The following is a 13,217-nucleotide window of genomic DNA, read 5'->3' on the forward strand; positions in this document are numbered from 1 at the left end:
AATACTTTCCTATTATTGGGGAAAAGATGGAAAAAGTTGTTTTTAACCATCTTGAGTGTACTTCTCTTTTTAAGAGACGGACATTGTAATAAAATCCACTGATTATTAAATATATAAATAATTTAGAATACTCTTTTACTCAACAAAGTGCTGAATATTTTTTGTTTGATATACTTGTTTTTCTAAGAAATAGCATATTTTCGTCTCAATTATAAAGTATTCTCATTATATTTCCATAACTTTGTACTCGGTGTACTTCTCTTAAAAAGAGAAGAGCAAATTTGCTCAACAAATTAAGCTTACAATAAATTAAGAATAGTACTATTTGCCTTATCCACAATAGATGTATCAAGAGAATCAAGATAAATACGTGTTGTTTTTTCCGAATCATGTCCCATTGCTTTGCTTATGGTTGCAATAGGAATCTCTTCTTTTTGCGCAATGCTTGCCCATCCGTGACGGGCTACGTAGGTAGTAAGTGGTATAGAAAGATTTATGAGTTTGCCAATCTTCTTTAGATTCCGGTTAATTCGATGACATTCATTTTCATATTGTTTTCGATCATTTTGGTCTTTATTTCTGATAATAGGTAGCAAGTAATTAGTGTTAGAAGTGTCGTATTTGTCAATGATTTCTTGCATTTGTTTTTCCCATTTAATGAACAATAACTGGTTGGTCTTATGGCGACGATAAGTTAAAACTCCATTTTGTAAGTCTTTTTTCAACAGAAATGCCATATCTACAAAGGACATACCACGAGTGTAAAATGAAAAAAGAAACATATCTCTCGCATATTCCATCGAAGGATGCAAGGTTAGATCTAAATCTCTTATTTGCCGAATAACCTCTATCGATACTGCACGTTTCACTGTTTTGTCGATACCTGTATAGACTTGTTTGAATGGAAATCTTTGAACGGTTAGTTCTTTGGCTACGGCACGGTTGTAGATTGCTCGTAAATTACGCATATAGAACGAGATAGTGTTTGGACATACTTTTACGGATTCCAGATACGTTTCATATGCTTCTATTATATCAGAGTTCACTTCTTCTGGTAATAATTCCTTGTCATTACGGAATCGGGAGAAACTTTTCAATGTAGTAGTATAACTCTTTACTTTACTTTTTTTTCCTATCTTTTTAAGATTTTCAATTTCTTGACGAGCAAAAGCGATAAAACCATGTCCTATTATCGGATGTAAAAATAGATATACAATTTTATCTGCCGTATACACCTCGCCACTCCGTTCTAGTCGGTTGATAATACTTTTCAGTTGTTTGGTATCATCTAATAAAGTTTCCTTCAGCGAAACCAAATAGTTTCGTCGTATAGAATCTGATTCTACTGGTAAAACGAGGCATTCTTTTTCAGCGTTCCATTCTTGCGGAAAGACTTTATACCCTGAACTAATTTGTCGTACTATCCGATTATGTGTTACTCGATAAAATAAGGTACCCTCATTCTCTGTGGAAGAGGATGCACGAAATTTGATTTTAATTGTTGCCATACTTCTATTCGATTGAGTTGCTATATAATATATAGAATATTAGGTCAGCTGGCATCTGACTATACATATATCACTATAAATCAGTATTTTGTCCTAAAGGTATGGCTTATGAAAATTGCTTGCAATACATTAAACATTGGATTATGTGAGAGGTTATGAGATTTTGTGATACTATGAAAATTCGTTTGCTGACTTACTCCGTGTCTATGACACCAAGTAAGTTCCAGCTGACAGGTTACTACGATTGATGGAAGTTTCCAGTCCGTTGCCATAGAGAGAGCCTGCAAGACTACGCTTTGCTCCATTTTACAGGCTCTCACAACGGCAACGGCGTTTCAGAATATTCTTCATATATATGGATACTTGCCTGCAAGGTGATAATCTGTTCTCCGAAAAATGTAAGACGAATGTGGCTTGACAACCATTTGAGTCTCGTAGTCGGGAGCCGTTTTTTACGTGCAAAGCTACTGCGGACAGGGAGAACGTCAAGTGTCGCTGGCGCTTTCGGTCGGAGGGCTTGACGGCAGCCTTCCGCAAATTTTCCCGTTCCTCCAAAATTTGGGTATTCCGTCCGCGCTCTCTGATCTCACACTTGCCTTATCTCCCTTTACGTCCGCAGTCCGGCCTGCACGAAAAACGGTTTTCCCGACCACGAGGCTCAAAGGAGCTTCACAAGAGGGAAAAGAATTGAAACCTCCAAACTTAAAGGATTATGCGAGTAAGAAAAATGACTATCGAGCAAGGACGAAGAGTTGGCATAGACCGCTTTCCCAACTTTCACAGGACAGGAAGTGTCCGAGGCATGAAGAGGCTCTATTATGGGAGCAGGTGTTTACTGGTGCGGTGTGGCGATTATATCTACAACGTGTCACCCGAACCTTGGATTTATTATCAGGCAACCATTTAAATTGTAACAATATGGACTATCAGGAATTTTCAGGAGCGACAGTCTCCGGGCAGGACGAGGCTTTCGCCCAAGAGTTTGCAAACTTCGTGAACGGACGGATGTGTTCCGCCGACAAGACCGGCAGGGAACTGACCAGAGCGCACCGCTACCTCCAGCAGCAGATGTTCAAGGTATTCATCGGCTTCATGCGGCAGTTGGCGCACAATTACCAAAATGGCTTTTATGACGAACGCAACGAGTGGGCTTCACGGCTCGCTTCGGAAGCGTACCAATATCTGATTGAAAGAGAACTTATTTATGACCCCGAATTTTCAAACACTAAAACTTACTGATATGTGGGACGATACAGATTTTCCGGAATACGGACAGCAATGTGAGCTGATAGCACCGTGGCGTGGCTATCATCGTGGTACAATCATCGCCAAAACCGCAAAAGGCTTTACCGTGCAGTTCAGCAGCGGAGCGGAAATAGACGTTTACGAGGACGAAATTAAATTTGACTGATTATGTGCAGGCTTATGACACCCATGTTGGAGGAAGCCTTGAAAGGCTATCCCCTTTATTCCCAAGACGGCAAGGGAAAGGACGCTGTTTGCCGTGCGGTTTTTGCCCTCGGTTCTGTCCGCTGGTTCATTCTTGAAGGAGAGACAGAAGGTAATGACACCATTCTTTTCGGTATAGTTGTCGGACTTATGGAGGACGAGTACGGCTACATTTCACTGAACGAGCTGTCGGAAGTGGAGCTTGACCTTACGGCACAAGGCCTTGGCAAATTGCAGGTACGGCAGCAAATGAACTTCCAGCCTGCACCGCTTTGCAGGCTGAATGACCACCGTCTGCAACGTTTCCTTGCGAGATTTGAAGATTGAGTTTATAAACCGTCAGCCGTGGCTTGACACTACGGCTGACATAAAACAAAAACGATATGCGCAAAAAAGACAGAATAGATACAGTTGTCCGATGCGGTGAAACGAACGGCTGGAATGTAAGTGCGGATGCCGGACAGAAGAATGGGATAGTCATCTTCGAGTTTTCAAAATTCACTCCGGCAGGGCAGAACTTTTCCTTTACGGCTACAATGAAAGGCAAAGACCTTGACAGTCTGATAACGGACATGGAGAACTATTACGATGACTTCGACGTGGACGAGGAAACGTATCTGTGGCTTGACAACAGGGGACACGGAAAAAACGGAGCACCTTACCGTATGAGAGATGTACTTGAAGACATGGAAGCGGCAGAGAAAATGGTGGAGGACCTTCTTGACGCAATCAGAGAAATAGCATAGGACTAAGACTATATTAAGCAGCCTGCCATGTTTCAAAGGGAATATGGCGGACCGGCTTATGTTTGTTTCATAACAACTGACTCATACTGACATGACAGACGACCAAATTATTCACATTGCAGCCATAAACGGCTGGAATGTATCAACGAGAATGGAAAACGGCATTCGATGCTTCAATTTTAAGCGGAAAACACTTGGCGGTGTAGCGTTCTGTTTTACCGCTGAAATGAAGAATGGCAAGATGGAAAATCTTATATCGGAAATAATGTCCTTCGTGGATGCCATCAACCCCGAAGTGTGTGCGTGGGAGTGGATGATAAAGTCCGGAGCGACATCCCCGGCACGCTACCTGCAAGCCGTTGCGGACATGGAGGACATACGTACAAAGGTATGGCTTCTTGCCTGCGACTTGTCAAAGGCAACAGGTAAAAGTCCGTTTACGCATCATTGGCTAAATTGACCGGAACGGAAAGCGTCAGTGGCATCCGACCCTGCCGTCTTTCCGTCTGCGGCCTTTCTTCGGGAGACCGGCTGCTTTATAGGCTATCAAGTCCGCTCCACGAAACATAAGTTTCGTCTTGTCCTGCATTTTCACAAAAGGCAAAGGCCTTTCGGGATGACTGATATAGGCATAGACAGTACACCTGTGAACACCCAAATAACGTGCGGCTTCACTGACGGAGTATATCCGACCGGGAAGAACTTCCAAAAACAACTTGTGTAAATCCATATCCAACTTCGCTTTGCCATAAAGATAAAATCGGAATACATATATATCAATACGTTAGATATTGGAATATCAGCTATTTAATGGGATTTTCAAGAAATATGTGTTATCAAACGCTGTAATGTTTAAGACTACATTGAGAAATGTATGCGTTACAAGAAAACAAGAAGGGCATATATTTAGAGGTTGACAGCGTTGACAAGGGAGCCAACGTCAAACGTATCTTATAAGGTTTGCCATAAGCTACTATCATACAATATATTATCTTTTTCTTTATTAAAAGAAGAAATAAATAGTATATCGTGATTTGTCAACCTTTGGCTCCAAATATCTTGGGTTTTTCTGAAAGTGGCTACCTTTGTCAACGTTTGTCAACGCTGATTTTCAATATAAACTATTTGGTACTAAATGTATTATGCTTTGTCAACGCTGTCAACATGAAAATATGTGCAGATATTTTTTTGAAAGTTATAGGAAGTCTTAGATAAGATTAGATTCTAGTATAGGGGATTTAATTACGGAAAATATTTATATTATCCGTAGATAAATACCCATTATTCGGATAAATTCAATAACTTTGCAATAGAAAATACCAAGATATGGAAAATATAACAGATATGTTGGCAAACAAAGGTGGGGTTCTGTCCGTAAAAGATCTTTCTAATCGCTCTGAATATAAACGAGTACTTCGAGCTGTAGAAAGAGGCGAACTTATACGGGTACGCCAAGGGGTTTATGCTGAGCCAACAGCTCTTTTCAGCACGATGGTAGATATAGAGCGAATAATACCTGGCGGTGTTGTATGCCTATATAATGCCTGGTCTTATTACCAGCTTTCAACAACTGTCCCCCCCGCATTTTGTATAGCCATAAGAAGTAAAAGAAAAATTGTTCTTCCAGATAGTATTCCTATACAACTTTATTATTGGAAGGATGAGTATTTTGATATTGGTGTTATTGAACAAAATGTTTCCGGTCACACAATACGAATGACAGACTTAGAAAGAAGTGTTTGCGATGCCATCAAGTATCGAAATAAAATTGGTATGGATATATGTGCAGAAGTCGTAAGAACATATCTGAAACGGAATGACAGAAATCTTAGTCGCTTATATGATTACGCTAAGAAATTGAGAGTATATAAAACACTTAACTATTTCATTGAAATAACATTAGAATAATGAAAAGAAAAATAACCAATTACGGGAAGTCCGTCAGAGAAAAGCTCCTGAACTTGAAAAAAACTTCCGGCCATGAATATATGTATTTATTAGCACGGTATTTTAACGAACGGCTGCTGTATCGTGTTTCAGTAAGTCAGTTTAAGGACAACTTTCTATTGAAAGGTGGTTCGCTTTTGTATGCAATGGATGGATTGGATGCCCGACCTACCGTGGATGTTGACTTTATGGCAAAAAGAATAAGTCGTGACAGGAAACATTTGGAATCTGTATTCAAAGAAATTCTAAGTATTCCTTGTGAGAAAGATGGTGTTGTATTTAATGTGGATAGTATCAGAGCAGAACCTATTACAGTGGAAAAAGAATATCCCGGGACCCGCTTTTATTTTACCGGATATTTGGATACTATTGAACACAATATGTCTATTGACATCGGTTTTGGAGATGTGGTTACGCCATGTCCTGAAACTGTGGATTTTCCATTACTTCTACCTGATAATCCATCCATTAATATTCAGGCATATTCGATAGAAACCGTAGTAGCTGAGAAATTCCATACAATGATAGATCGTGATGTACTGAATAGTAGAATGAAGGATTTCTTTGATTGCTATCAGATTCTTACAACAAAGGATATAGATAAGACTACATTACAAGAAGCAATCAATGCAACTTTCGAAAACAGAAAATTGGAATATAATCCCAATTTGAAACTGTTTACTGACGATTTCAAAACAGATCCTGAGCGAATTAAACGCTGGCAGTTGTTTTTGAAAAAAATCAAATGGAAAGTCAATATTCCTTTTGAAGAAGTCATGTCAGTTATAGAGAACAATCTGAAAAGTTTAATGGAAACCTATTTCCAGAAAGACAGATTAGAATAATCTATTTAATGCCAAGTGTTTAATCCGAAATCAGATGAAAACACTTGGCTTTAATGTCACATTCAATATCCTTCTAATTCTGTATTATCAGATACAACTTCCGTTTCAAGTTCAAGTCCGAACGTATCCTTTAATTGCTGGTAGTCAAAACACAATGCTTTCGGACGGTTCACCTTGACCTTCCTGACCTGCTCGCCATTGACAATCTCAATGGAATATTCCGGCAGACCACTTGGAGACAGAATCGTAAACCTATCCTGTTTCAGACCGAGATACGACGGATGTGATTTCAGATACGACAGGATGGTGGACCAGTTCGATCGGTTGGCCGTAGCGTTCATGTTCCGGCTGTTGAACAGGGAGGCTATGGCCGCCATGTTCAGGTAGAGGATAGGACGGGCCTCGTTGAACTCGATGTCTTCCCTGACAGAAAGAGGTCGGAACGATTTCATGTAACGGATACGGTAGTGAACCCGGTCAATGCACTTCCCTGATGTCTGGAATCCCTGAAGCATGTTCCAGAAGTCGGCAATCTCCGAACTCTCCTGGGCCAGCTCGTTCTGAACACGTATGCCTTTTATGGCCGTATCAAACAGTTCCGTATAGGTAAATGGAACGTCTATCACTGTTTCTAACGTGCGGAAAGCGGCCAGCGGAATGACCCAGTTGCCGAAAATACGGTCATGGATGGTCTCGTTCTCTAACTTCGTGGCCAATTCACGCTTCGTGATGGAATAGATTTCCGGAAAATTCTTCTCGAACAGCTCCCGATGGTTCAGTATTTCCAGCGTGAGATGCGTCAGCCCCAAATTACAGAGAGCCACCAGGTCTTCATAATGTTTCTTCTCCGCCTGGCTGAAAGAGGTTTTCGAGAAGGTAAGGAAGATGACACGGGTATAAAGTGCCATGTCCTGCGTGGGCTTGTCCTGACCGCAAAGCACCACGCCGGTAGTGACGATGGTCTGTGCCGCCATCCCGTCCGTGCCCGTATTCTTCTTGGTCTGTCCGCCGCCTCCCCACAGTCCTTTCAGATAGGCTATCTTGCGGATGTCAAGGTCGTTCTTGTATTCGTCCAGCACGACAAGGGTATTGACCGCCTGCGATACACGGTCGTTCATGGCAGGAACGGAGGTGACACCCAGGTTGGGCGGATCAACCCCGTGCAGGAAGAAGGACTGGAGGGAGGTGGCGAGCGTGGTCTTGCCGGTTCCCTTCTCGCCAAACAGGTTGAGTATGGGGAAATGACGAGTACGGCTGAATATGATGTCACGGAACAGGGTGGCAAGCAGGTAGCAGAAAGCGACGTTCGCGTTCTCTCCGAATACCTCTGTCAACCTTGACACATAATCATACAGCTTTACCCCGTTGCGGTTCTCGTGTACCATCAGCCGCTCGAACTGGAAGATTTCCTGGTTGTGAATGTAGATTTTGGATGTGGCCGGTATATAGAAAGCCTTGCCGTTATCACCCCTGACGATGCCCAGTTCATTGACAGCCCTGAACGAGCCGCCGGCGAATATGCCGTTGCCAAAGGCAAAGAAACCCTCTGTCGCATTCCAGCCCAGTTTCCGGACACGCTCTGCCGTATCGGTCTTTGAATAGAGGTATTCCTTGACACGATTGAGCCTGTCTATCTTGGCCAGCCATACATAGTTGCCTAGTGAACCGACCTTCTGCTGGAAGTTGCTTAGTGAACACAGTTCAGACTCCTTCAGCTCGACGACACGGCAGACGTTGTACATGTTCCTCATACGGAAAATACGGGTACCGTTGTTCTCGTCCTCGATATGAAACAGCGGTTCCATGACAAAGTTGGATATTCTGACCGGCTCGTCATCATCCTCGCCGACGGAATAATAGCAGTTCTCACGTACAAATAGGCCGAACTGGCGCAGCAGTTCCGCCTCACGCTGCATCTCGTTCATGGAATCGGAGCGGTTGCTTTTCCTCCGGGCTTCACCCCGTGCCTGTGATACGGCATCACGCCACAGCTTTACCTTGCCGTGCAGCTTTGAAAGCTGTTCGACGCACTGGTCAAACACCAGCTGGTCCTTCACGTAACGCAGCAGGTCGGCTATTTCAGAGACACATTTCCGTTCCTCCACCAATGACGAAGCCACGAAGAAACGCTTTTGTGCCAGCCAGATGATGAAATGCTTCTCGGCCAGTGAGGTATAGTCCTCCCGACAACGAATGAAACTGTCGGCATCGTTCTTGCCGTATTTTTCTTCACCCGTATCATTTGCTATTTTTGCGAACGGAAGTTCCCTGACCGTCACATGGAAGCCTTTCCTGATTGCGGCAATTCCGTTTGTCATGACCGCCTCGAACCCTGGACCGTATGGTTTACCCTCTGCCACATCCGAATCCGGTATGAAGCATAGGGACGAGGTGAACTTTTTCAGTTGGTCGAACTGACCGTCCGTCCATGCCGTACCGAGAGCGGCCACCGTATTCTCATACCCCACGGACTGCATTCGGAGTACGTCCGGCGCACCTTCCACGATGATAAAGTAGTCCGCATCCCGCTGGCGGCTTGCCCTGTCAATGCCGAAAATCGTCTCACCTTTGAAATACACCACGCTGGTGGCCGAGTTGATATACTTCGGAGCTTTCGGATTGTCACCGATGTACCTAGCCGTATAGGCGATGATGCGTCCCCACCTGTTCCGTACAGGAATCATGATGCGCTGGCGGAACATGGCATACACGCTGCCGTCCTCGCCACGCCGGAGCATCCCAAGCTCGAACAGCTTTTCCTCGGCAAGAGACTTCTGTCGGCAATACTCCATGAATGCGGAACCGTCCTTGGGCGCATAGCCGATGCCTGCCACGGAACAGAACTCCTCCGGCCATCTTCCATACGCATATTCACGTGCCTTGGAACACTCCTCACTTGTTCCGGCTCTCAGTTTTTCAAGAAAATAGCTTTGCACGCAGTCCAATGCAGCCAGCAAGGACTCCCGGTGCTTTGTCTCTGCAACCTGTTCATGTGTACGTTCCTCGTCTGTGTATTCTACCGGAATATTATTATTTTCAGCTATGAACCTGACCGCTTCGATGAAGGAAAGATTCTCCTTCTCCATAATGAAAGTGATAGCGTCACCGCCACGGTTACAGCTGAAGCAGTGGAACAGGTTCCTGTGTGGGGACACCGCGAACGATCCGGTCTTCTCCGCATGGAAAGGACAAAGCCCCATCAGTGTCGAGCCTTTCCTTGAAAGGCTGACATAAGGTTTGAGAACATCCTCTATGGCAAGTTCCCTGACTTTGCTTATGGTGGATTCGCTGATCATAATGTCTTCATAAGATTCCAGCAGTCGATGATGGACTGCCCGGAGAATTTCGGCCGGCACGGGTTGTTCGGGTTAAGCGGCGTAATGTAGCCGTTGTCCCGGTACTTTCGGAGCGTCTTATGGCTTATGCCCAGTTCGGCACAGGTCCGCTTGGCAGAATAGACTCCTTCGGGGTCGCAGGTTGGTTTCAACTCTTTCATTTGCGATACGTTTATATGGTTATACGTGCCACCCCGAAAAGAATATTCCGTGACTATATTGCCGGGGCCGGCTTTCTTTTCAACATAGCCACAACATTGTTTACTTTTTCGGTTCCTTTCCGCATCCTTTTTCCGTATGTCCGTTATCAAGATAATCCTGTACCGTGCGTTGCAGGAGGCGGAGGTCGGCCGTTCTGTACTCTACCTTGCCGGGCCTCTTGTATGCCTCGACCTTTCCCTGGCGTCTCCATCTTTCCACGTTCCTGCGCCCGAAGATTTCATAAGCCTTCCTCTGGCTGACAAACTCCGGGTCGTCACGGTCCGTTTTCAGCATTCTGACAATCCTTGCGGAAAGGTCGTTCAGGAAGGTGTCGTATGGAATCAGGTGATCCACAAACTGAAGCAGTTTCATATCCGCATGATTTTAATCCTTCACAAAATACGTTTGACTGTAATCGTATGCTTTTCCCTGTCAGTCCTGGTCTTGAACTGGCGGTTGTAGATGGCACCCAGTTCGGATGCCTGGGTACGGACGCTCTTCAAGCGTGAAATGGGGAACGTGACGGTGTCGCCGACTTCAAGCGCCACGAGGGCGGGGCGAATTTTTTCCATGTTTTCTGCCATAATTGTTGGATGTTTAATATTTAATGTTTAACTTTGTCCTCAATAAATGAGTGTTTTAACGCTCACAAAATAACACAAAAAGGTTTATATAGCCAAATATTTGTTTGATGAATTTTGATTTAAGGTTCAATTATTGATTTAATCTTATGACAATAGATATAAAAAACGTGCATGTGGGAGAGGCCATCGACAGGCGTCGCAACGAACTCGGGCTTAGTAAATCCGAGCTTGGGCGAAGAATCGGTGTTCCCCAGCAGCACATCAACCGCATTCTCGAAAGGGAGACGATGGAGACCAACCGCCTTTTCAAAGTGAGTGAGGCACTGGGCTTCAATTTCTTTTCCCTTTTCTGTCCCGTGCAGCATCAGATTTCCGCATACCTTGCGGCGGTAACACTGGACGGGAATGCAAACAACAATATCGGAGATACCGAAATTGCTGCACAATTGACAAAGGAACAGGCTGTCGTAGAAAGCCAAAAGGAGACCATCAAACTTCTGAAAGAGCAGATAGACAGCCTGAACGCACAGATTACACGTCTTGATTCCAATCTGAAGGACAAGGACGCTATTATTGAACTATTAAAAGAAAGGAGGTAACAATAACAAAACTATTCAATCTACCTATTTTGTTAAAAGTAATATTTAAGTAATAACCCAGTAAACAATTCCAAGGGGATTAGGAAATTAAATATAATTTATAAGGTAGTGTTGTACAGAAGTTTACAATAAAGTTGTAAATTACTGATTATCAAGTTGAAATTACTGCGGCGATCGCTGCCGTAAAAGATATAAACTCTAAGCCGATACCCCATAATCAAAACAACATTAGATAAATATTCGCTTACTTTAGGCTTACACTAAATACATAAGTATCAGAATATTAAATCTATATCGGTATGGCTCAAGCTGCCATTGAAGGATGACATTAGATAGATAATCATCAATAAATTAAGGGAATTCGCTTTAAGAGTGAATTCCCTTTTTGTTTTACATATCGAAACATTAGTGTCCCGTTAAAATGGGACGAGTTAAACAATTAATCAAAAAGCCCCGGAATCAGGGGATCATTTAGATCTTTGACATCATTGAAATTAGTCTTGTCGAACAGGTCACGCAAGTGGGTTTTGTCAGTCAATGATATACTGAGAATTTGCAAAACTTCATAGGTTGAACGTTTCAACTTCATATCATGTTGGACAATAGCCACAAGACAGTACGTGATAATAGCCACACTGATTTGTATGCGAACAGCGTTCTCTGTTGTGCCCCAGAATTTCTTTATCTTGAGATGCTGCTTGAGCCATTTGAAGAACAGCTCGATTAACCATCTTTTCTTATAAAGATTGGCGACATCCAGTGCAGAAAGTTGTTTTGCATTCGTCAAGAAAGTGAACTCACGGTCATCCTCTTCGTCGTAATATCGGACGAGTCTGAATGACTCCGGATATTTCTTCCCGGAGAGATAACCGGTCAGTTTCACTTCTGCATCTGTCATTATGTTCTTTGGCATTCTCCGCTTCCATTTGACTGTCTTATACTTTAAGTTCGTCTTGGCCCTGACAACAAAGAAAGAGTCTGTAAGATGTATCCTATAGAGCTCTTTAAAAGAATCATAAGCCCTGTCGAATATATAATAAGCATTTGGTTCATAATGGATTGAAGACATCGCTGTAGAATCATGCTTTGAGGCAGTGGTTACAGTATAGAAGGCAGGAACTTGTGCTTCAATGTCGTATAAGACATGAGCTTTCACTCCTCCTTTCTTGCTTCGGAACTTTGCCCACGGGAATGTTGCAAGACATAACGGAATCGTTGTTGAATCAAACGCATATTTCTTTCCGGAAATGTCAAGGATGTTGGTCGTCCGCTTCTCGCAGGCTTCCTTCATCATATAGAAAGCAAAGTCTTCGAAGATTCTGTAATCGCGGTTCTGGTTGGCTGTGGCAAGAGTTGTCTTGGCTATCGGTTCACGACCTAACCCAAGATGATATTGCTTGCCCCTATGCGCCTCGAAAGCAACGATTAAGTCTCGCAGGCTCTCACGGTTACTCAGTTGCCCAAACATCATTGCAAGCATCTGATTCCAGCAAGTGAAATGTTTCACATACCGGTTGCCATCATACTTGCGAACATAGTTGTTGAACTGAGTCCTGTTCAGAAAAGCGGTTAATTGAGAGAATACGTATTTGTCTTGGAACATAGCAGCCATTTGTATTAGACTGCAAAGTTGCAAAATCAAGTCCGTTTCATCTCAAGAAACCACGTAATTGACTATATTTCAATAATTTCAAAGAACTATTTATCCACTTTTACGGGACAGTAGTGATATCGAAATAGAGAGTGGTTGTGTCATACAGTGCTTCATGAGGGGCTGACGAAGTGCTCTGTGAGGGTGTCATACAGTGCTTTGTGAACTACTGAGGAAGCACTGTGTTAGGGATTCAGAAAGCACTGTGTTAGGTGGTGAAAAACTATGCTTTCGGCTTGTAAAGTCAGCCTTTTGTCTGATAAAAGGCATTTTGGAGGTTGTGTCAGGATGTGTCTGTTCTTGGCATACAAATGTTTTTCTTCTCTAAAACAACGCTTTTCTCCACTTTTTT

Annotated in this window: 16 protein-coding genes; 9 read left to right on the forward strand and 7 right to left on the reverse strand. The window is 43.3% G+C overall.

From position 1 onward, the window contains the following. Window positions 1–299 precede the first annotated feature (299 nt). Window positions 300–1,508, reverse strand: a complete 1,209-nt coding sequence (locus BQ8005_RS01640) for a site-specific integrase (RefSeq protein WP_022161830.1) — start codon at window positions 1,506–1,508, stop codon at window positions 300–302. A 712-nt stretch (window positions 1,509–2,220) separates the two neighbouring features. On the opposite strand from BQ8005_RS01640, the gene BQ8005_RS17570 reads away from it, so the two are divergent. The 6 genes from BQ8005_RS17570 (at window position 2,221) to BQ8005_RS01670 (ending at window position 4,163) form a co-directional block, all read left to right on the forward strand. Further along, window positions 2,221–2,415, forward strand: a complete 195-nt coding sequence (locus tag BQ8005_RS17570; RefSeq protein WP_075316826.1) for a hypothetical protein — start codon at window positions 2,221–2,223, stop codon at window positions 2,413–2,415. A gap of 11 nt (window positions 2,416–2,426) precedes the next feature. Beyond that, entirely contained in the window at window positions 2,427–2,747 is a 321-nt protein-coding gene (locus tag BQ8005_RS01650) for a hypothetical protein (protein WP_022161829.1), read from the forward strand. Between the two features lies 1 nt (window position 2,748). After that, entirely contained in the window at window positions 2,749–2,919 is a 171-nt protein-coding gene (locus BQ8005_RS01655) for a hypothetical protein (protein ID WP_022161828.1), read from the forward strand. Between the two features lie 2 nt (window positions 2,920–2,921). After that, entirely contained in the window at window positions 2,922–3,284 is a 363-nt protein-coding gene (locus BQ8005_RS01660; protein WP_022161827.1) for a hypothetical protein, read from the forward strand. Window positions 3,285–3,340: 56 nt separating this feature from the next. Continuing rightward, window positions 3,341–3,703, forward strand: coding sequence for a hypothetical protein (locus BQ8005_RS01665; protein ID WP_022161826.1), 363 nt, complete (start codon window positions 3,341–3,343; stop codon window positions 3,701–3,703). A gap of 91 nt (window positions 3,704–3,794) precedes the next feature. Beyond that, entirely contained in the window at window positions 3,795–4,163 is a 369-nt protein-coding gene (locus BQ8005_RS01670; RefSeq protein ID WP_022161825.1) for a hypothetical protein, read from the forward strand. Window positions 4,164–4,178: 15 nt separating this feature from the next. Here the strand turns inward: BQ8005_RS01670 and BQ8005_RS01675 are convergent, their stop codons facing one another. Further along, on the reverse strand, window positions 4,179–4,433 hold the full coding sequence (locus BQ8005_RS01675; protein WP_022161824.1) for a helix-turn-helix domain-containing protein: 255 nt from the start codon (window positions 4,431–4,433) through the stop codon (window positions 4,179–4,181). A gap of 596 nt (window positions 4,434–5,029) precedes the next feature. On the opposite strand from BQ8005_RS01675, the gene BQ8005_RS01680 reads away from it, so the two are divergent. Both BQ8005_RS01680 and BQ8005_RS01685 read left to right on the forward strand, forming a co-directional pair. Further along, window positions 5,030–5,611, forward strand: coding sequence for a type IV toxin-antitoxin system AbiEi family antitoxin domain-containing protein (locus BQ8005_RS01680; protein ID WP_022161822.1), 582 nt, complete (start codon window positions 5,030–5,032; stop codon window positions 5,609–5,611). Further along, window positions 5,611–6,495, forward strand: a complete 885-nt coding sequence (locus BQ8005_RS01685; protein WP_022161821.1) for a nucleotidyl transferase AbiEii/AbiGii toxin family protein — start codon at window positions 5,611–5,613, stop codon at window positions 6,493–6,495. Before BQ8005_RS01680 ends, BQ8005_RS01685 begins: the two co-directional genes overlap by 1 nt. Window positions 6,496–6,557: 62 nt before the next feature. Here the strand turns inward: BQ8005_RS01685 and BQ8005_RS01690 are convergent, their stop codons facing one another. The 4 genes from BQ8005_RS01690 to BQ8005_RS01705 form a co-directional block, all read right to left on the reverse strand. Then, on the reverse strand, window positions 6,558–9,791 hold the full coding sequence (locus BQ8005_RS01690; RefSeq protein ID WP_022161820.1) for a DNA primase: 3,234 nt from the start codon (window positions 9,789–9,791) through the stop codon (window positions 6,558–6,560). Further along, complete coding sequence (locus BQ8005_RS01695) at window positions 9,788–9,991, reverse strand: hypothetical protein (RefSeq protein ID WP_022161819.1); 204 nt, start codon at window positions 9,989–9,991, stop codon at window positions 9,788–9,790. The genes BQ8005_RS01690 and BQ8005_RS01695 overlap by 4 nt, the downstream gene beginning before the upstream one ends. A 100-nt stretch (window positions 9,992–10,091) precedes the next feature. Continuing rightward, the gene (locus BQ8005_RS01700; RefSeq protein WP_022161818.1) at window positions 10,092–10,403 is read right to left on the reverse strand and encodes a hypothetical protein; all 312 of its coding nucleotides are present in this window, start codon (window positions 10,401–10,403) and stop codon (window positions 10,092–10,094) included. Between the two features lie 20 nt (window positions 10,404–10,423). Next, on the reverse strand, window positions 10,424–10,615 hold the full coding sequence (locus tag BQ8005_RS01705; protein WP_022161817.1) for a hypothetical protein: 192 nt from the start codon (window positions 10,613–10,615) through the stop codon (window positions 10,424–10,426). A 146-nt stretch (window positions 10,616–10,761) separates the two neighbouring features. Between BQ8005_RS01705 and BQ8005_RS01710 the strand changes: the two genes are divergently transcribed. Then, entirely contained in the window at window positions 10,762–11,214 is a 453-nt protein-coding gene (locus BQ8005_RS01710; protein ID WP_022161816.1) for a helix-turn-helix domain-containing protein, read from the forward strand. A gap of 439 nt (window positions 11,215–11,653) precedes the next feature. On the opposite strand, the gene BQ8005_RS01715 is transcribed toward BQ8005_RS01710, so the two are convergent. Further along, window positions 11,654–12,817: an IS4 family transposase gene (locus tag BQ8005_RS01715; protein ID WP_075318825.1), complete on the reverse strand. Its 1,164-nt coding sequence runs from the start codon at window positions 12,815–12,817 to the stop codon at window positions 11,654–11,656. Window positions 12,818–13,217 lie beyond the last annotated feature (400 nt).

The sequence above is a fragment of the Bacteroides togonis genome (assembly GCF_900130135.1).
Classification (GTDB): Bacteria; Bacteroidota; Bacteroidia; order Bacteroidales; family Bacteroidaceae; genus Bacteroides; species Bacteroides pullorum.

Bases quoted from the DNA above. Each gene is read 5' to 3' on its own strand.
- BQ8005_RS01660 (WP_022161827.1), top strand. From the start codon at position 2,922: ATGTGCAGGCTTATGACACCCATGTTGGAGGAAGCCTTGAAAGGCTAT.
- BQ8005_RS01665 (WP_022161826.1), top strand. From the start codon at position 3,341: ATGCGCAAAAAAGACAGAATAGATACAGTTGTCCGATGCGGTGAAACG.
- BQ8005_RS01700 (WP_022161818.1), bottom strand. From the start codon at position 10,403: ATGAAACTGCTTCAGTTTGTGGATCACCTGATTCCATACGACACCTTC.
- BQ8005_RS01650 (WP_022161829.1), top strand. From the start codon at position 2,427: ATGGACTATCAGGAATTTTCAGGAGCGACAGTCTCCGGGCAGGACGAG.
- BQ8005_RS17570 (WP_075316826.1), top strand. From the start codon at position 2,221: ATGCGAGTAAGAAAAATGACTATCGAGCAAGGACGAAGAGTTGGCATA.
- BQ8005_RS01695 (WP_022161819.1), bottom strand. From the start codon at position 9,991: ATGAAAGAGTTGAAACCAACCTGCGACCCCGAAGGAGTCTATTCTGCC.
- BQ8005_RS01705 (WP_022161817.1), bottom strand. From the start codon at position 10,615: ATGGCAGAAAACATGGAAAAAATTCGCCCCGCCCTCGTGGCGCTTGAA.
- BQ8005_RS01690 (WP_022161820.1), bottom strand. From the start codon at position 9,791: ATGATCAGCGAATCCACCATAAGCAAAGTCAGGGAACTTGCCATAGAG.
- BQ8005_RS01670 (WP_022161825.1), top strand. From the start codon at position 3,795: ATGACAGACGACCAAATTATTCACATTGCAGCCATAAACGGCTGGAAT.
- BQ8005_RS01675 (WP_022161824.1), bottom strand. From the start codon at position 4,433: ATGGATTTACACAAGTTGTTTTTGGAAGTTCTTCCCGGTCGGATATAC.
- BQ8005_RS01640 (WP_022161830.1), bottom strand. From the start codon at position 1,508: ATGGCAACAATTAAAATCAAATTTCGTGCATCCTCTTCCACAGAGAAT.
- BQ8005_RS01655 (WP_022161828.1), top strand. From the start codon at position 2,749: ATGTGGGACGATACAGATTTTCCGGAATACGGACAGCAATGTGAGCTG.
- BQ8005_RS01715 (WP_075318825.1), bottom strand. From the start codon at position 12,817: ATGTTCCAAGACAAATACGTATTCTCTCAATTAACCGCTTTTCTGAAC.
- BQ8005_RS01680 (WP_022161822.1), top strand. From the start codon at position 5,030: ATGGAAAATATAACAGATATGTTGGCAAACAAAGGTGGGGTTCTGTCC.
- BQ8005_RS01710 (WP_022161816.1), top strand. From the start codon at position 10,762: ATGACAATAGATATAAAAAACGTGCATGTGGGAGAGGCCATCGACAGG.
- BQ8005_RS01685 (WP_022161821.1), top strand. From the start codon at position 5,611: ATGAAAAGAAAAATAACCAATTACGGGAAGTCCGTCAGAGAAAAGCTC.